Below are 17178 nucleotides of genomic sequence, written 5' to 3'. Positions count from 1 at the left end.
TGCAAATTTGGGGGAAGAGCCGGAGGTTACCGTGTCAATGGAAGAACTTGAACGTGAGTTTGGACTCCAAGATGAGCCCGTCGATCCCGATGCTCTACCTGACGCGAACTGAATTGGGTAGCTGAGCTATCGTCAGCTTTTACTCGACCATCCCCATCAGGAGTTCCGGTGCGTTGCAAGATACGGTCCGGACTTCCTCGAACGTAGGTCACACAAGCGTTACACGGCCAACGGGGTCGTACTCGCTAGCGTCGTCTGAGACGCGAACTCGTAATCTGGTAAACCTCATGGTTACGCCGCCGCCCGACCGCAACGGGCTCGATGGCTACGGCTTGGATTTCGTTCGGTGTATATCGGTACACGAGCCTGAATCGAGGCTTCTGGCTGCCGTCAGGGTCGAAATACAGTTTGTAGCAGTCGGACAGGTCTCCGGTGTCGACATGATCGCCCAACGGCATTCCGGAGACTTTGCCATCGCGAATCAGCACGAGCTGGTCGAGGGCCATTTTCCTCACGGCGTCATTCGGGAGCTGATCGAAGTCGGCTTGAACTCCGGGCAGCGCCGTGAGCTTCAGTTCGCGGCGCTTTCGCTGATCTGCCGCCACTATCGGTAATCGGCGGGATCGAGACCGATGGACTCAGCGAGATCGCCAAGCGGTGTCGGCTCTCCAGCCTTTGAGCGTTCACGAACGAGTTCCGCGATTTCAATCTCCTCAATCGCCGGAATCAACTTCTCGTACAGCTCGAACGGAATGACCACCGCTTCCGCTTTGCGGTGCGGTCCGAAGATCAGCGGTTCAGCCATGATTCCCTCCTCGCGGAAGCGCTTGAGAGTGCTGGGTAGCTGCTCGCGGGCAGCGTGGCTGGTGATCACTTCGGCTGTTGACATGGGCACAGTTTATCCAAACTGGTACATAAAGTGACACAGAAATTGGTTCAATATTTATTGGGTGTGATCACGTCATCGCGGCTATCTGGTTACAAGCGTCGCGTGGCGGATGCGTCAAGGCACAATCTGCACCAACAAATCGATGTCGTGCAGGCAGTCGTGCGCCACTGGATCGATGACGGCGTGGATGCGCTGACGATGGCGGTGCTCGCACGGAAGCGAGACGATGCGCAGTCGATCGCGACGTTCCTGTCGGACGTAGGCATACCCGCGCGTTTCGCGCAGGCTTCGAGCGAGGGCGTGAAGGTTTCGGTCGTGACGATGACGATGCACCAGTCGAAGGGCCACGAGTTCTCGCGGGTGCTGCTGTACGACATGTCGAATGGTCGATTCCCGGCGCCGATGAATGGTGCCTCCGAGGCGGTGCGGGCCGAGCGGCGCAGGCACGAGACGGCGCTGCTCTACGTGTCGGCGACCCGAGCGCGGGATGAGCTTATCGTGACGTATGAGGGCGAGGTTACGGGGTTGCTTGGTGGGTGAGCACGGACAAGTTTGAATGCCGATGACGCATCGGCGACTTCGATCATGTTGCATTGGGTAATACGAAACGTCGGCATCAGGCTTCGAAAGAGTACCGATCTCGGAACGAGACTGGCATGCGGTCGAACTGGGCTGTGTAAATCGTCGTGGTCATGTCGTAGGTACTCGGTAATGTGCCCACATGCCAGCGGGTGATATTCGAGCTTTCATTGACGAATCATCTGGTCCGCGGCCTGACGGACAGCAGGAGTATCTAGTCTGCGCGGCGCTTGTCGAGGTAACTGCGGTTGACGCAGTTCGTCAGTCACTACGAACGCTGCTGCTACCGGGACAGTTGAAACTCCATTGGAGCGATGAACAGAGTTCTCGTAGGCGAAAGATCGTCTCCCAGGTTGCGGATCTTGATGTCAATGCCATAGTCGTTTCTCACCTAGATGAGCAGCGCAAACAAGACGAGCGGTACCGGCGAAAATGCCTTGAAACTCTTTACTACACGCTGGTCGAACGGCAGATCTTCGGCGCGACGCTCGAGAGCCGGAGCTCTAACCAAGACAAGCTGGATCGGGCGCATATCGTGAGTCTCCAGGGCCAGGGCCAGGGACTCGACCCGAGGCTGAGGATAAATCATGCTCGCGGTCGTGATGAGCAGCTTCTCTGGATTTCAGATGCAGTTCTCGGCACTGTACACGTGCAGTACTTGGACGACGGCGAATACATGGCAGCGTTCAATGAAACGCTGCGTATTCGACTGAATACACCCAGTTCAAGAGGGGAATGACGAAAGGTCCTAGACCCAGTCGTCCGGCTGGAATTCTAAGACCTTCTTCCTGATCCGTCGTAACGGGAGGCACTTGCAAGGCTACGCTCTCCAACTTCGGCTTTCAAGCTTCACGGAGGCTCACGTAGCCGGAGCAACGTGCACGCGTTTCTCGGTCAACCGCGCCGTCGAAAAGCGAGACCGCACGCACCCACAAGTAGTCTGTCCAGAACGTTGTTAACAATGGAGACCCGCATGCCCGAGACCCTGCGCGAGACAAGCACGCCCGCGACGTTCGACATCAAGCCGGAGATGTCCGTAAACATGCTCATCCCGGAGCGTCTCGCCGAAAACCCCGAATCGATCTTCGCGGAGCGACGCATCGACGGCGGCCCGTTCACTCCCATCACCATCCGTCAGCTCGACGAGGACGTCCGAGCAACGGCGAAGGGCTTTGCTGCGCGCGGCCTCGAACCCGGCGACACCGTCGGCATCATGTGCCGCACGCGCTACGAGTGGACGGTCCTCGACCTCGCGGTGCTCTCACTCGGGGGCGTCGTCGTGCCGATCTACCAGACCTCATCCCGGGACCAGGTGGAGTGGATGACGACCGACTCGAACATCCACACGATCTTCGTCGAGGATGCGGAACAGTACGGGGTGGTCGCGCCGCTGCTTGAGACCACGCAGCTGGAGCACCTGCTGGTGATCGACGACGGCGCGCTCGATGACCTCCGCAACGAAGGCCAAGGCGTCGATGACGAGACCATCTCGACCCGCGCATCCGCCGTGCGAAGCACCGACGTCGCGACCATTTGCTATACCTCTGGCACCACCGGGCGCCCCAAAGGCGTCGAGCTCACGCACGCGAACCTTCTCGCGCACGTGAAGAACGGCACAGGCGACCCGGGCCTCGGATTCGTCGTCACGCCGGTGGAGGACGGCGCGCAGAAGCGCGTGCTGCTGTTCCTGCCGCTCGCGCACTCGTATGGTCGCTTCGTGGAGTTCCTCGGGCTCGCGTCGTCCTCGATCATCGGCTACGCGCCCGACACGAAGAAGCTCATCGACGACATGCAGGAGTTCCGGCCCACCTGGTTCATCGCCGTTCCTCGCGTCTTCGAAACGGTCTACAACTCGGCGGATGCGAAGGCCGGCACGGGCGTCACGAAACGGCTTTTCCGCTGGGCGGTCAACGCGGTGCAGGCCTACTCGCTCGCGCTCGACACGGCCGAGGGCCCGAGCACGCTGCAGACCTGGCGACGCACGGTCGCGCTCAAACTCGTGCTGGGCCGCATCCTGGACCTCATGGGCGGGCAGCTCGGCTTCGCGATCTCGGGCGGCGCGGCGCTGTCGAACCGGCACGCGCACTTCTTCCGCGGCCTCGGCATCGAGCTGATGGAGGGCTACGGCGCGACTGAAACCACCGCGCCCGCATCCGTGAACCGGCCCGGGCACATCAAGCTCGGCAGCGCTGGTGCCCCGTATCCGGGTATCGAGCTGCGCATCGCGGACGACGGCGAGATCCTCATCGGCGGCGCGAGTGTGTTCCGCGGCTACCACAACAACCCTGAAGCGACGGCGGAGGCGCTCGACGCCGAGGGTTGGTTCCACTCGGGCGACCTCGGTTACATCGACGCCGACGGCTACCTTCACATCTCCGGCCGGCGCAAGGAGATCATCGTGACCGCGGGCGGCAAGAACGTGCAGCCCGCCGTCCTCGAGAACGCGCTGCGCTCGCATCCGCTCATCAGCGAGGTCATGGTCGTGGGCGAGGGGAAACCGTTCATCGGCGCGATGATCGCGCTCGACGAGGGGATGCTCCCGGGCTGGCTCGCGAACCGCGGCCTGCCGAGCCTGTCGCTCGAGCAGGCTCGGGTGAGCCCCGAGGTTCGGGATGCGTTGCAAACCGCGATCGATCAGGCCAACCGCAAGGTCTCCCGCGCCGAGTCGATCCGCAAGTTCACGATTGTGCGCCGTGCGTTCTCGGAGGCCGAGGGGGAGATCTCGGCCTCGACCAAGGTCATCCGCCGCGTCGTGCTCGAGCACTTCCAGGATGCGATGGTCGAGCTCTACGGGGAAGGTTAACGCTACTTCTCATGGGCGCGGAAGATCGCCAGGGCTTCGTCGTGCAGGATGCCGTTGGTCGCCAGCACGGAGCCGTGCCACGGGCCTTCCTTGCCGTCGATCGAGGTGAACGTGCCGCCGGCCTCCTCGATGATCGGCACGAGCGCCGCCATGTCGTACGGCTGCAGGTCGATCTCGCACGCGACCTCGACCGAGCCCTCCGCGACCAGCATGTAGGGCCAGAAGTCGCCGATCGCACGCGAGCGCCACATCCGCTCGTTGAACTCGACGATCGGCGCGAGCTTGCCGACCTGCAGCCAATACTGCATCGAGCCGTAGCTGAATTGGCCCTCCTCGAGGCGACCCACGCCCGAGACCTGGATGCGCCGGTCGGTCGCGGTGTCGGAATCGGCGAGGTCGTCATCGAGGTACGCGCCGTGACCGGTCGCACCCCACCAGCGGCGGTTGAGCGCCGGGGCCGAGACCACGCCGACCTCGGGCCGGCCGTCGATCACGAGCGAGATGAGTGTGGCCCAGATCGGCACGCCGCGCATGAAGTTCGCGGTGCCGTCGATCGGGTCGATGATCCATTGGCGGCGGGAAGACCCCTCGGTGCCGAACTCCTCGCCATACACCGAGTCACTCGGTCGCTCCTGCGCGAGCTTCGCACGGATCGCCTCCTCGACCGCGCGGTCGCCATCGGTGACGTGCGTGCGGTCCTCCTTCACGTACACCCCGAGGTCACGACGCTTGAAGTAGTCCATCGAAATCTCGTCGGCAATATCGGCGAGTTGGCGGGCGAGACGCAGGTCGGCAGTGATCGAGTGGAGAAGTTCGTAGGCCATGTCCTCAGTATCGCCTGCCAACACGCTTTGGGACCCTGAACGCTCCGGGAATGCTCGCAAAGACGCGTGCGTTATCGTCGGGGTGCCCAAATTCCGGGCCGCCAAACCAAGCCACTGACGCAGCGAGGAGAGATCTTGACGACGACTACGACTGCAACCGAGCGGTTCGAAATGCTCGACCCGCACGATGAGCGCCTCGTTCCTGTGCTCGAGGAACTCGTGCGCGACTATCACGATCGCTACGGCGACATCGATGGCCACGACGCTCGTGCAGAGGTATACGACGGCAGCGCCGAGAAATTCTTCCCGGAGGAGCGTGGCGCCTTCATCGCACTGCTCGACGGCGACACCGCGATCGCGACCGGAGGCATCCGCCGCCTCGACGATACGACGGCAGAGTTCAAGAAGATCTGGTCGCATCCCGAGCGTCGCGGCCAGGGCCTCGCCAGGCGGATGCTCGACAAGCTCGAGGAGACTTCGCGCGAGTTGGGCTACGAGAAGGTGTATCTCATGACCGGGCCGCGGCAGCCCGAGGCCGATCGGCTGTATCAGCGATCCGGCTATACGCCGCACTTCGACGCTTCGGAGTTCGTCGTGCATCCATACGTCAAGGCGCTGGTTCCCGAGGCGAACGCGGATGCGCTGCCCGAGTCGGTGCGCGGCCCCGCCCCCGACTTCGACGGCATCGCCAAGCTCAGCTAGCGCGAGCGATTCGTAATATTCGGTGGCTGCGCCTCCCTGCGGATGCGAGCCGCCGCCGGCCCCGAGCACCGCGGGAAAATTGTGCACGTATGCGCGCGACACGCGGCGACGCGCCGGTGACGTTGCTCGTACGTGCACTTTTTTCTGCGCGCGGGACGGCGCGAGCCGCTTATCCCGCGAACGCGCGTATTTGTCGAGGGCGAAACCTCTTTGTGACGCCGATTGACGTTCCGTGAAGGAACCCGCGCAAATGTGACGTCACACAGTGGCGCGCGCATCCACGCAGCCTCAACAATTGCCTCCTGCAAGTCGAAACCGACTGACTCAAGGAGGCCTCATGAGCGACACACACGTCGACACGACGACGCGAATCGAGATCGTGCATCCGAGCGATGCGCGCGTCCAGCCGGTGCTTGAGGACCTCGTCCGCGAGTACAGCTCCCGCTACGGCGACATCGAGGGGCACAACTCCCGCGCCGAGGTGTACACGGGGCTCGAGAACTACACCGAAGAGCGGGGCGGCACGTTCCTCATCCTGCTCGACGGGGATGAGGTGCTCGCGTCGGGTGCCGGCAAACGCATCGATGCCGAGACGATCGAATTCAAGAAGATCTGGACGAACCCGGATCGCCGGGGTGAGCGGCTCGGCTCGCGACTCCTCGCGAAGCTCGAGGATGCGGCGCGCGACCTCGGCTATCGCAAGGTGTATCTCACGACCGGTCCGCGGCAGCCCGAAGCCGATCGCCTTTACGAGCGCAACGGCTACACGGCGCACTTCAGCCCGGGTGCCAACACGGTGCATCCGTACACGAAGGCGCTCGTAGACGGCGTCGACGGCACGACGCTGCCCGCAGGTTTCGATCCAGTATCCCAGTCGTTCGACGAGCTTGTCGGTATGAAGCGGCCCGAAGCGGATGCGTCGGGTTCAGTTCGAGAGGCAGCAGCGCCCGGGCGCCGTGGTGAGGATGCTCCGGAAAACGGCCGCGACCAGGCCGACGGCGGGCGTCCTGTCGCCGACCAAGCCACGCAGTCCCAACCGAATCGCGAGCACAAGCCCGCCCGCCGCGTCATCCGCCGCCGAAGCTACGCGCGCTGGATCTTCGCGGCCATCGCGATCTTCCTCGTCGCGCAGTTCGTGGTGTCGCTGTTCAAAAACCCGAACTGGCACTGGGATGTGTTCGCCGAGTACGTGCTCTCGAAGGCGATCGTGGATGGCGTGCTCCTCACGCTCGCGCTGACGGCAATCTCCGCGGTGATCGGCTTCGTGCTCGGCGCCGTGCTCGCGGTGATGAAGATGTCGGACTCGCCGATCTTGCAGAGCTTCGCGAGCGGCTACATCTGGTTCTTCCGCGCGGTGCCGCTCGTCGTGCAGCTCGTGGTTTGGTACAACCTGGGGTACCTGTGGCCGACCCTTGGCTTCGGCACCCCGTTCACCACCAACTTCTGGATCTACGAGTTCAACACCGTCACGCTCATCTCGGCGTTCGCGGCCGCGATCCTCGGCCTCTCGCTCCACGAGGCCGCATACTCGGCGGAAATCATCCGCGGTGGCCTGCTCTCGGTCGACCAGGGCCAGCTCGAGGCTTCCCGTGCGCTGGGCCTGCCGCGCGCGACCCGCTTCTTCCGTATCGTGCTGCCGCAAGCGCTGCGCTCGATCGTGCCGAACGCGTTCAACTCGGTGATCGGCCTCGTCAAGGGAACCTCGGTCGTCTTCATCGTCGCGTTGCCCGAGCTGTTCTACACCGCGCAAGTCATCTACAACCGCAATCAGATGGTGATCCCGCTGCTGCTCGTGACAGTCGCCTGGTACGCGGTCATCACGACGGCGCTCAACATCGCGCAGTTCTACATTGAGCGCCACTACGCGAAGGGCCACGAACGCGAGTTGCCGCCGACGCCGCTGCAGCGCATCCGCCGCTGGTTCGCCGCGAGGCGACCCGACCCGGTGCCGACTCCCGCATCCGGCCCGCCCACCGCATCCGCGACCCCCGCATCGCCGACCCCCGCATCCGAGCCCGCCGCATCCGAGCCCGCGCTCGCATCCGCCCCGAGCCGCTAGGAGACCAGCATGACCACCACCGCCAGCCACACCAGCACGAGAACCCAGACCAGCGCCGGCACGCAGCCCAACCTGCGCACCAACCCCCGCGGCCGGGTCGAGATCCGCGAGGTGCACAAGTCCTACGGCGACGTCGAGGTGCTGCATGGCATTGACCTCACCGTCGAGCCGGGCGAGGTGGTCGCGCTGCTCGGACCCTCGGGATCCGGCAAGTCGACGCTCCTGCGCACGATCAACCACCTCGAGACAATCAACTCCGGGGAAATCACGATCGACGGCGAGTTCATCGGCTACGCCGAGCGCGGGGATGCGCTGCTCGAGCTACCCGAGCGCGAGATCCTTAACCGTCGCCTGCGCATCGGAATGGTCTTCCAACAGTTCAACCTGTTCCCGCACCTCACCGCGCTCGAGAACGTGACGATTCCGGTCACGTCCCGAAAGCTTTCGAGCAAGTCGGATGCGTGGGCTCGCGGCCTCGAGCTCCTCGAGCGTGTGGGCCTTGGTCACCTCGCGGATCGGTATCCGCGCCAACTCTCGGGAGGTCAGCAGCAGCGGGTTGCAATCGCCCGCGCGCTCATGCTCGACCCGGACGTAATGCTCTTCGACGAACCGACCTCCGCGCTCGACCCCGAGCTCGTGGGAGAGGTGCTGCAGGTCATCCGGAAACTCGCCGAGCAGGGCCGCACCCTCGTCGTCGTCACGCACGAGATCTCGTTCGCGCGTGAGGTCGCCGACCGCGTCGTCTTTATGTCGGAGGGCCGCATCGTCGAGCAGGGCACCCCGGATGTGGTGCTCGGCAATCCCCGCGAGGAACGCACCCGCGAGTTCCTGCGGCGCTATCTCTAACGTTTCAAACCCAAATTCAGGAGAACTCAATGACTATTCGTAAGCGACTCACCGCGGTGCTGCCGCTCCTCGCCGCGGCCGGACTCGCGCTCACGGCGTGCACCAACCCGACCTCGGCGGCGGATTCCGACACGAGCGAGACCGGAGGTGTCGACCTCAGCTCGGCCAATGTCGAGTCGCGCACCCACATCGACCCGGTCGCCGAGGCGGTGGATGCGCTCGAGGCGAGCGGCTTCGAGCCGATCAACGAAGGCCAGCTCACCGTCGCGATCAGCCCGTACGTGGCGCCGCTGTCGTTCGCCGCCGAGGACGACCCGAACCTCGTGCTCGGCAACGAGGCGGACATCGCCCAGCTCGTCGCCGACGGTCTCGGGCTCGAGCTGAACGTTGAGGCGGTGGCCTGGGCTGACTGGCCGCTCGGCGTGCAGTCGGGCAAGTACGACGTCGTGATCTCGAACGTGACCGTCACCGAGGAGCGCAAGGACCTCTTCGACTTCGCGACCTATCGCGAGGATGTGCTTGGTTTCGCCGTGAAGGCGGGCAGCCCGATCGAGTCGATCACCGAGGCGAAGGATGTCGCAGGGCTGAAGATCGTCGTCGGCTCCGGCACGAACCAGGAGGCGATCCTGCAGAAGTGGGATGAGGAGAACGTCGCCGCGGGCCTCGATCCCGTCGAGTTCGTCTACTACGACGACAACGCGGCCGCGCAGCTCGCGCTGAGCTCGGGCCGGGTGGATGCACTGCTCTCGCCCAACGCGGTGCTCGCGTTCGCTGCGGCGCAGACCGGTGAGACCGAGGTCGTCGGCACGCTGAACGGCGGTTGGCCCGACACCGCGAACATCGGCGTGACGACCGCGAAGGGCAACGGCCTGATTGAGCCGGTGCAGCTCGTGCTGCAGTCGGCGATCGAGGACGGCGCGTACGGCGAGGTCATCGACCGCTGGTCGCTGCAGGATGAGGCGATCGACGAGTCGCTGCTCAACCCACCGGGGCTGCCGCGCCCGTAGGGGTTAGCGCAACCGGCCGAGCGGCCGCCTACTCGGGCGGCTGCTCGGCGTCCTGCTGCGCACCCGGCGCCGCGTCGTCCGGGTCCATGGACCCGAGCAGGCGCCGAAGCGAGGGGACACGGGCAGCGCCCACCGCATCCAGTCGGCCGTCCGCCACAGCCTCGTCGAGCTCGCAGTCGGGCGCATCGGCGCGGTGCGTGCAGCCGCGCGGGCACTCCGCGACAATCTCGGCGATGCCGGGGAACGCCATGAACACCGCATCCGAGTCGATGTGGCCGAGGCCGAACGAGCGTACGCCGGGAGTGTCGATGATCCAGCCATCGGCACCCGACGCATCCTCGACCCGCAGCGCGACCGACGAAGAAGACGTATGCCGCCCACGACCGGTGACGACGTTGACGTGACCAGTCGCGCGCCCCGCCTTCGGCACGAGCTCGTTCACGAGCGTCGACTTGCCGACGCCCGAGTGCCCGACCATCACGGTGATGTGATCGGTCAGCATCGCGCGGAACTCAGGGTCGGGGTCCGAACCAAGGGCCGACTCGAACACGGGCACCTCGAGGGATGCGACGAGCTCGCGAATGGGCTTGGGGGAGGCGAGGTCAGTCTTCGTGATCATCACGATCGGCGAGATCCCGGCGTCGTAGGCGGCGACAAGATAGCGGTCGATCAACCGCGGCCGCGGCTCGGGCTGCGCCGCGGCGACTACTACACAGAGCTGGTCCGCGTTCGCGACGATGATGCGCTCGACGCGATCCGAGTCGTCGGCGGAGCGGCGCAGGAGTGTCGAGCGCTCGGCAACGCGCACGATGCGCGCAAGCGTTCCGGGCTCGCCCGACACATCCCCGACGAGCGACACGCGGTCGCCCACGACGACCGATTTCCGCCCCATCTCGCGCGCGGTCGTCGCAATCACCGTGCGCTCACGCTTCTTGTGGCCCTCCTCAACGAGGCAGGTGTAGCGGCCACGGTCGACCGTCAGGACGAACCCGTCGATCGCATCCTCGTGGTCGGGACGTTGCTTCGTGCGCGGGCGCGATCCCTTCCGGTTCGCGCGCACGCGCACATCGTCTTCCGACCACCGGCCGTATTGGTCGTACGCGTCCGTGCGTTCCCAGCTCATGAAGTCCGCCCCGGCCTAGAGCTCGGTCGTGAGGAACCCATTCGTGGGCGCATCGACCTCGACCGGCGCGGAGGTGTCGCCCGCGAGCATCCCCTCCCACAGCTCGACGAATTGCGGCAGCGTCTTCGAGGTGCTCTGCACGTCGTCGAGCGCGATGCCCTCGACCGCGAGGCCGACGAGCGCGCCGGAGGTGGCCATGCGGTGGTCCGCGTAACACTTCCATTCGGCGCCGTGCAACTGTGCGGGGCGAATCACCAACGCCTCGTCGAGCTCGTCGACGTCGGAGCCGACGGCCGTGAGCTCGGTCGCGAGCGCCTTGACCCGGTCGGTCTCGTGCCCGCGTAGGTGGCCGATGCCCGTAAGCCGGCTCTCCGAAGACGCGAACGCGCACACCGCTGCGATGTTTGGCACGAGCTCCCCGCCCGCATCCGCGAAGTCCATCGTGAAGCCCTCGAACGAGCCGCCCTGGATGATGCCGCGCTCGACCCGGCAGGTGAGCAGCCCATCCGCAGCCACCGACACCTGGGCGCCAAACTTCGGCAGAATCTCGCGCAGGAGGTCGCCCACCTGAGTCGTCTCGTCGGGCCAGTTCGGGATGCGCACCTCACCACCCGCGACGACGGTCGCGAGCATAAACGGCGCGGCATTCGAGAGATCGGGCTCGATCGTCATGTCGATGCCCGAGATCGGGCCCGGCTCGACGCCCCACGTGCGCTCGTCGATCATCCGCGCATCCACGCCCCGGTTGCGAAGCGACTCGAGCGTCATCTCGATGTGGGGGAGCGACGGCACCGAGCTGCCGGTGTGGCGAAGCGTGAGGCCCTTTTCGAAACGCGGGGCGGAAAGCAGGAGCCCCGAGACGAACTGGCTGGATGCGGAGGCATCGATCTCGAGTTCGCCGCCCTCGACGGCGCCGGTGCCATACATCGAGAACGGGAGGCGACCGCGACCATCGTCGTTCACGTCGACGCCGAGATCGCGCAGGGCCTGGATTGTGCCCGACATGGGGCGCTTCTGGGCGGCCTTGTCGCCGTCAAACGTCACTGGGCCGAGCGCGAGCGAGGCCATGGGCGGCACGAAGCGCATCACGTTGCCGGCGAGGCCGCAGTCGATCGTGACGCCGCCCTCGAGTTCCTCGGCGGGAGTGATGACCCAGTTGGGGCCGTAGCGGCCGCCGCCGTCTTCCTCGTCAACCGTGGCGCCGAGCTGGCGGACTGCCTCGCTCATGAGCTGCGTGTCGCGCGCGTGCAACGGGTGTCGCAGCGTGGAGGGAGCGTTGGCAAGCGCCGAGAGCACGAGTTCGCGGTTGGTGATCGACTTCGAACCGGGAACCTCGACCTCGACGTCGAGCGGCTCGGTCGCAACCGGTGCGGGCCAGGGGCCGTCGTCAAGAACAAGCGGGTCAGACTGCTGATCGCCGTAGATGTCGAAGTCGGGACCGGAATAATTGAAGATCTCCATCGGTTACACACCTTACCGGGCGAACACGGGTGAACGGAGGGTGAAGTGCCAGTAAGTACTCTGCGGCGTACCGCCGTAGACTCGAGCGTGATGAACGCTTCCGAGACTCGCAACGCGGAATACACTGACGACGAACTGGCTGCCCTCTTCGAGGAGCAGGCCATGCCGCTCCTCGATCAGCTGTACGGTCACGCGATGCGAATGACACGCAACCCGGCAGACGCACAGGACCTCGTGCAGGAGACCTATACAAAGGCTTTTCAGTCGTTTAGGTCATTCCGCCAAGGCACCAACTTGCGCGCCTGGTTGTATCGCATCCAGACCAACCTGTACATCAATCAGTACCGCAAGGCACAGCGCGAACCGTATCCGAACGCGCTGGAGGACCTCGAGGACTGGCAGCTGGGCGGCGCGACTTCATACACCGCCGACTCGTCTGCCCGCTCTGCCGAGGCCGAGGCGTTCGACAACCTTCCGTCGGATGCGGTGAAGGATGCGCTGGCCGACCTCTCGGACGAGTTCCGGATGGTCGTGCTGCTCGCGGACGTACAGGGGTTCTCCTACAAGGAAATTGCCGAAATTATGGACACCCCGGTGGGCACAGTGATGAGTCGCCTACACCGTGGTCGCAAGCTCCTGCGCGAAAAGCTGCAGGACTACGCGACCGAGTACGGCATCGGAGTCGAGAAGGAGGAAGACAAGTGAGCGACTGCGGTTGCGATAAAGCCAAGGACGGACTCGAGGACTATCTGCGCAACGAAGTTGCCGCGGACTTCCGGGCCGAAATTGAAGAGCACCTCAAGGGGTGCGAGGAGTGCTCGAGCGAAGCACACATCCACACGGTTCTGACCGAGGTCGTGCGACGCACGTGCAATAGCGAGGCTGCGCCCACTGATCTGCACGAGCGGGTTCGCATAGCCCTGCGTGCGACCAGTCACTAGCCTTTGGCCGGTCCCTGAGTAGCGGCGTAACCGCGTATCGCAGGGCGCGTTTCGATACGCTGCGCTACTCAACGAGCGTTTCGATACGCTGCGCTACTCAACGAGCTACAGCAAGAAGGCCGCCTCCCGAATCGGGAGGCGGCCTTCTGCATGCCTGCGGGCTAGCTAGCTGATCGCGGCGCTGATCACATCCGCCTGCTGCTGCTGGTGTGCCTTCATCGTGCCGACCGAAGGCGCGGAGGCCTCGGGACGGGTCACGCCGCGCACCGGACGGTCGAGGTGCGGCAGGAGCGACGACTGCAGGAACGGCCACGCGCCCTGGTTCGCCGGCTCTTCCTGCGCCCAGACGAGCTCGGCGTTCGGGTAGCGGGCCAGTACGCCCTGCAGCTCCTCGAGGGGCAGCGGGTAGTACTGCTCGAGGCGCACGAGCGCGATCGAGGTGTCACCGTTCTTCTCAAGCTGCTGCTTGAGGTCGTAGTGCAGCTTGCCCGAGTGGATTACGACGCGGCGCACGGCTGCGGTATCCGTGATGCGCGTGTCGTCGAGGACCGGGCGGAAGCGACCCGAGGTGAAGTCTTCCACGAACGAGGTCGCGCCGCGCAGACGCAGCATCGACTTCGGGGTGAACACCACGAGCGGCTTGCGCGGGCGCGCGTACGCCTGACGGCGAAGCAGGTGGAAGTAGTTCGCCGGGGTGGACGGCATCGACACCGTCATGTTGTCCTGCGCGGCGAGCGTCAGGAAGCGCTCGATCCGGCCGGACGAGTGGTCGGGGCCCTGGCCCTCGTAGCCGTGGGGGAGCAGCATGACGACGCTCGAGTGCTGCGACCACTTCTGCTCGCCGGACGAGATGAACTCGTCGATGATGGTCTGCGCGCCGTTGACGAAGTCACCGAACTGCGCCTCCCAGAGCACGAGTGCATCCGGACGCTCGACCGAGTACCCATACTCGAAGCCGAGCACGGCGTACTCGCTCAAGAGCGAGTCGTAGATCGAGAAGCGCGCCTGGTTGTCCTGGATGTTCTGCAGCGGCAGCCAGTTCTGGTCGGTGAGGCGGTCGTGCAGCAGCGCGTGGCGCTGCGTGAAGGTACCGCGGCGCGAGTCCTGACCGGAGAACCGCACGGGCGTGCCCTCGGTCAGTAGCGAACCGAGCGCGAGCAACTCGCCGAAGGCCCAGTCGATCCCGCCCTCGCGGGTCATCCGGAACCGCGCATCCAAGACGCGCTGCAGCTTCGGGTGCACCGTAAAGCCCTCGGGCACGTTCTGGTGCGCGTCGCCGATCGCCTCGACGAGTTCGCGGTTGACGCCGGTGGTCTCGGGCACGGATGCGATCTGCGATTCGCGCGAACCGACCGTCGACAGCTCGGCCGCCGTGATGGACTCGGTGTGCGCGTTGTGCGTTTCGGCGAAAGCCTTCTCGAGTTCGCCGTGGAACTCGGCCTGCGCCGTCTCGTACTCTTCGATCGACAGGTCGCCACGGCCGACGAGGTTGTCGGCGTAGATGCGACGCACCGAGCGCTTCGCCTCGATGAGGTCGAACATGAGCGGCTGCGTCATCGACGCGTCGTCGCCCTCGTTGTGGCCGCGGCGGCGGTAGGACACGAGGTCGATCACGACGTCGCTGTTGAACTCCTGGCGGTACTTGAACGCCAGCTGGCCGACGCGGGCGACCGCCTCGGGGTCGTCACCGTTCACGTGGAAGATCGGCGCCTGAATCGCCTTGGCGACATCCGACGCGTACATCGAGGTGCGGCCGTCCTGCGGCGTCGTCGTGAATCCGACCTGGTTGTTGATGATCACGTGGATCGTGCCGCCGGTGCGGTAGCCGCGCAGCTGCGACATCTGCAGGGTCTCGTAGACGATACCCTGGCCGGACATCGCGGCGTCGCCGTGCACGAGGACGGGAAGCACCGAGTAGTTGCGCTCGCCGTAGCGGTCCTGCTTACCGCGGACGATACCTTCGAGCACACCGTCGACCGCTTCGAGGTGCGAGGGGTTCGCGGCGAGGTAGATCGGCATCTCGCGGCCGTCGGGGGCCGTGTACGTACCCTCGATACCGAGGTGGTACTTGACGTCACCGGTACCCGTGACCTTGCCGGCCTTGGCGCCCTCGAACTCGCGGAAGACCTGGTTGTAGGTCTTCCCGGCGATGTTCGTGAGGACGTTGAGGCGGCCGCGGTGGGCCATGCCGATCGCGACCTCGGAAAGCTCGGCCTCGGTCGCATCCGCTGCGATCTGGTCGAGCAGCGCGATGACCGACTCCGAGCCCTCCAGCGAGAAACGCTTCTGACCGACGTACTTGGTCTGCAGGAAGGTCTCGAAGGCCTCGGCCTCGTTGAGCTTGCGCAGGATGCGCAGCTGCTCTTCGTGCGTCGGGGGAACGTAGGGGTGCTCGAGCTCAGACTGGAACCAGGCGCGCTGGCCCGGGTCCTGGATGTGCATGTACTCGATGCCGATCGTGCGGCAGTACGTGTCGCGCAGGATACCGAGGATGTCGCGCAGCTTCATCATGCGCTTCGTGCCGAAGCCCGCGGTGACGAACTCGCGCTCGAGGTCCCAGAAGGTCAGGCCGTGCGACTCGATCTCGAGGTCCGGGTGCGTGCGCTGCACGTACTCGAGGGGATCGATGTCCGCCATCATGTGACCGCGGACGCGGTACATGTTGATGACCTGCTGCACGCGCGCGGTCTTGTTGACCGCCGAGGCGAGGTCGACGTGGACGTCCTTCGACCACTTGATCGGGCGGTAGGGGATGCGCAGCGAGGAGAAGATTTCCTCGTAGAAGTTGTGTCCGCCGGTGAGGAGCTCCGAGACGATCTTGAGGAACTCGCCCGAACCCGCGCCCTGAATCACGCGGTGGTCGTAGGTCGATGACACGGTCATGCGCTTCGAGATCGCCATCTGGTCGATGGTCTCCTGCGCCATACCCTGGAACGCCGACGGGTAGTCGAGCGCGCCGGCACCGATGATCGCACCCTGACCCTTGGTGAGGCGCGGCGCCGACTGCACGGTACCGATGCCACCGGGGTTGGTGAGCGAGATCGTGGCGCCGCCGTGGTCTGCGGCGGTGAGTGTGCCCTTGCGGCCCTTCGCGATGAGCTGCTCGTACGCATCCACGAACTCGCGGAAGTTCATGTCCTCCGCCTGCTTGATGCTGGGGACGACGAGGCCGCGCGAACCGTCCTTATTCGAGACGTCGATCGCGATGCCGAGGTTGATGTGCGCCGGGGTGACCATGGTCGGCTTGCCGTCGACGATGTCGTAGTAGACGTTCTGGCTCGGGAACATCTTGAGCGCCTGCACGATCGCGTACCCGAGCATGTGGGTGAACGAGATCTTGCCACCGCGGGTGCGGCGCAGGTGGTTGTTGATGACGATGCGGTTGTCGATCATCAGCTTCGCGGGAATCTCGCGGTAGCTCGTCGCCGTCGGAATCTCGAGCGAGATGTCCATGTTCTTGGCGATGGCCTTCGACATGCCCTTGAGCGGTTCGACTGTGGCCTGGCGCTCGGGTGCCGATTCCTTCTTCGCGGTCGGTGCCTCGGCGGGGATGGGCTGCTGGCGGGCCGGCCGTGCCGTCGTCTTCGCCTGCGTCTTGCCTGGCTCTCCCGTAGGGGCCGCGGGCGGTGCCGGCGGCGCCTTCACCTGTGTTGCCGTGGTGGTCCCGTTTCGCTGCTGTTTTTGTGCAGCGTCGTAGCGTTCGAGGGTGGGCCACCAGGCCTCATCAACGCTGTTTTTGTCCTCTTGGAACTTCGCGTACATCTCCGCTACGAGCCAGTCATTGGCTCCGTAGTCAGGCATGTTACTGGGGGTTTCCAGTCCGGATGTGGGGGTCGACACTCGTGAATCGCCGCCTTTTCTGCTTCTCGATTACGGGCCCGGAAGTGAAGTGAACTTCGGCGCTCTCGAGCAACCAGCATAGCCCGATAATTTGGCGAAACTGA

15 protein-coding genes are annotated in these 17178 nt (G+C 64.8%); 10 read left to right on the top strand and 5 right to left on the bottom strand.

Annotation, left to right across the window (positions count from 1 at the left end):
- The first annotated feature begins 287 nt into the window (after positions 1–287).
- Complete coding sequence (locus GMOLON4_RS05875) at positions 288–614, top strand: hypothetical protein (protein WP_026935556.1); 327 nt, start codon at positions 288–290, stop codon at positions 612–614.
- On the opposite strand, the gene GMOLON4_RS05870 is transcribed toward GMOLON4_RS05875, so the two are convergent.
- The gene (locus GMOLON4_RS05870) at positions 605–889 is read right to left on the bottom strand and encodes a type II toxin-antitoxin system Phd/YefM family antitoxin (RefSeq protein ID WP_026935557.1); all 285 of its coding nucleotides are present in this window, start codon (positions 887–889) and stop codon (positions 605–607) included. The genes GMOLON4_RS05875 and GMOLON4_RS05870 overlap by 10 nt on opposite strands.
- Positions 890–952: 63 nt before the next feature.
- On the opposite strand from GMOLON4_RS05870, the gene GMOLON4_RS05865 reads away from it, so the two are divergent.
- The 3 genes from GMOLON4_RS05865 to GMOLON4_RS05855 all read left to right on the top strand — a co-directional run bounded on the left by GMOLON4_RS05865 (position 953) and on the right by GMOLON4_RS05855 (position 4271).
- Positions 953–1429 carry a 3'-5' exonuclease gene (locus GMOLON4_RS05865; RefSeq protein ID WP_146137436.1) on the top strand — a complete coding sequence of 159 codons (477 nt, stop codon included), beginning with the start codon at positions 953–955 and terminating at the stop codon, positions 1427–1429.
- Between the two features lie 181 nt (positions 1430–1610).
- The gene (locus GMOLON4_RS05860) at positions 1611–2207 is read left to right on the top strand and encodes a hypothetical protein (RefSeq protein WP_181244089.1); all 597 of its coding nucleotides are present in this window, start codon (positions 1611–1613) and stop codon (positions 2205–2207) included.
- Between the two features lie 234 nt (positions 2208–2441).
- Positions 2442–4271, top strand: coding sequence for an AMP-dependent synthetase/ligase (locus tag GMOLON4_RS05855; RefSeq protein WP_051265759.1), 1830 nt, complete (start codon positions 2442–2444; stop codon positions 4269–4271).
- Positions 4272–4273: 2 nt separating this feature from the next.
- On the opposite strand, the gene GMOLON4_RS05850 is transcribed toward GMOLON4_RS05855, so the two are convergent.
- Positions 4274–5095: an inositol monophosphatase family protein gene (locus GMOLON4_RS05850; RefSeq protein WP_026935560.1), complete on the bottom strand. Its 822-nt coding sequence runs from the start codon at positions 5093–5095 to the stop codon at positions 4274–4276.
- Positions 5096–5230: 135 nt separating this feature from the next.
- On the opposite strand from GMOLON4_RS05850, the gene GMOLON4_RS05845 reads away from it, so the two are divergent.
- From GMOLON4_RS05845 to GMOLON4_RS05830, 4 genes are all read left to right on the top strand, one after another.
- Positions 5231–5797 (top strand): GNAT family N-acetyltransferase, encoded by a 567-nt coding sequence (locus GMOLON4_RS05845; protein WP_051265762.1) that lies wholly within the window; start codon positions 5231–5233, stop codon positions 5795–5797.
- 337 nt (positions 5798–6134) lie between these two features.
- The gene (locus GMOLON4_RS05840) at positions 6135–7856 is read left to right on the top strand and encodes an ABC transporter permease subunit (protein ID WP_084147248.1); all 1722 of its coding nucleotides are present in this window, start codon (positions 6135–6137) and stop codon (positions 7854–7856) included.
- Positions 7857–7865: 9 nt separating this feature from the next.
- Positions 7866–8702, top strand: coding sequence for an amino acid ABC transporter ATP-binding protein (locus GMOLON4_RS05835; RefSeq protein WP_084147249.1), 837 nt, complete (start codon positions 7866–7868; stop codon positions 8700–8702).
- A gap of 29 nt (positions 8703–8731) precedes the next feature.
- The gene (locus GMOLON4_RS05830; RefSeq protein ID WP_026935562.1) at positions 8732–9709 is read left to right on the top strand and encodes an ABC transporter substrate-binding protein; all 978 of its coding nucleotides are present in this window, start codon (positions 8732–8734) and stop codon (positions 9707–9709) included.
- A gap of 28 nt (positions 9710–9737) precedes the next feature.
- Here the strand turns inward: GMOLON4_RS05830 and rsgA are convergent, their stop codons facing one another.
- Together rsgA and aroA are read right to left on the bottom strand one after the other, a co-directional pair.
- The gene (rsgA, locus tag GMOLON4_RS05825) at positions 9738–10832 is read right to left on the bottom strand and encodes a ribosome small subunit-dependent GTPase A (RefSeq protein WP_051265765.1); all 1095 of its coding nucleotides are present in this window, start codon (positions 10830–10832) and stop codon (positions 9738–9740) included.
- A gap of 15 nt (positions 10833–10847) precedes the next feature.
- The gene (gene aroA, locus GMOLON4_RS05820; protein WP_026935563.1) at positions 10848–12293 is read right to left on the bottom strand and encodes a 3-phosphoshikimate 1-carboxyvinyltransferase; all 1446 of its coding nucleotides are present in this window, start codon (positions 12291–12293) and stop codon (positions 10848–10850) included.
- Positions 12294–12383: 90 nt separating this feature from the next.
- Between aroA and GMOLON4_RS05815 the strand changes: the two genes are divergently transcribed.
- Both GMOLON4_RS05815 and GMOLON4_RS05810 read left to right on the top strand, forming a co-directional pair.
- Positions 12384–12998, top strand: a complete 615-nt coding sequence (locus GMOLON4_RS05815) for a sigma-70 family RNA polymerase sigma factor (protein WP_026935564.1) — start codon at positions 12384–12386, stop codon at positions 12996–12998.
- Entirely contained in the window at positions 12995–13234 is a 240-nt protein-coding gene (locus GMOLON4_RS05810) for a zf-HC2 domain-containing protein (RefSeq protein WP_026935565.1), read from the top strand. Before GMOLON4_RS05815 ends, GMOLON4_RS05810 begins: the two co-directional genes overlap by 4 nt.
- 165 nt (positions 13235–13399) lie before the next feature.
- On the opposite strand, the gene GMOLON4_RS05805 is transcribed toward GMOLON4_RS05810, so the two are convergent.
- Positions 13400–17035, bottom strand: coding sequence for a multifunctional oxoglutarate decarboxylase/oxoglutarate dehydrogenase thiamine pyrophosphate-binding subunit/dihydrolipoyllysine-residue succinyltransferase subunit (locus GMOLON4_RS05805; RefSeq protein WP_181244088.1), 3636 nt, complete (start codon positions 17033–17035; stop codon positions 13400–13402).
- Positions 17036–17178: the final 143 nt, after the last annotated feature.

Origin of the sequence: Gulosibacter molinativorax (genome assembly GCF_003010915.2) — a bacterium.
GTDB lineage: Bacteria > Actinomycetota > Actinomycetes > Actinomycetales > Microbacteriaceae > Gulosibacter > Gulosibacter molinativorax.
This window is presented reverse-complemented; position numbering and strand designations above follow the sequence as displayed.

Coding starts and splice junctions, on each gene's coding strand:
- GMOLON4_RS05875 (WP_026935556.1), top strand. CDS start 288: ATGGTTACGCCGCCGCCCGACCGCAACGGGCTCGATGGCTACGGCTTG.
- GMOLON4_RS05870 (WP_026935557.1), bottom strand. CDS start 889: ATGTCAACAGCCGAAGTGATCACCAGCCACGCTGCCCGCGAGCAGCTA.
- GMOLON4_RS05860 (WP_181244089.1), top strand. CDS start 1,611: ATGCCAGCGGGTGATATTCGAGCTTTCATTGACGAATCATCTGGTCCG.
- GMOLON4_RS05855 (WP_051265759.1), top strand. CDS start 2,442: ATGCCCGAGACCCTGCGCGAGACAAGCACGCCCGCGACGTTCGACATC.
- GMOLON4_RS05850 (WP_026935560.1), bottom strand. CDS start 5,095: ATGGCCTACGAACTTCTCCACTCGATCACTGCCGACCTGCGTCTCGCC.
- GMOLON4_RS05840 (WP_084147248.1), top strand. CDS start 6,135: ATGAGCGACACACACGTCGACACGACGACGCGAATCGAGATCGTGCAT.
- GMOLON4_RS05835 (WP_084147249.1), top strand. CDS start 7,866: ATGACCACCACCGCCAGCCACACCAGCACGAGAACCCAGACCAGCGCC.
- GMOLON4_RS05830 (WP_026935562.1), top strand. CDS start 8,732: ATGACTATTCGTAAGCGACTCACCGCGGTGCTGCCGCTCCTCGCCGCG.
- rsgA (WP_051265765.1), bottom strand. CDS start 10,832: ATGAGCTGGGAACGCACGGACGCGTACGACCAATACGGCCGGTGGTCG.
- aroA (WP_026935563.1), bottom strand. CDS start 12,293: ATGGAGATCTTCAATTATTCCGGTCCCGACTTCGACATCTACGGCGAT.
- GMOLON4_RS05815 (WP_026935564.1), top strand. CDS start 12,384: ATGAACGCTTCCGAGACTCGCAACGCGGAATACACTGACGACGAACTG.
- GMOLON4_RS05805 (WP_181244088.1), bottom strand. CDS start 17,035: ATGCCTGACTACGGAGCCAATGACTGGCTCGTAGCGGAGATGTACGCG.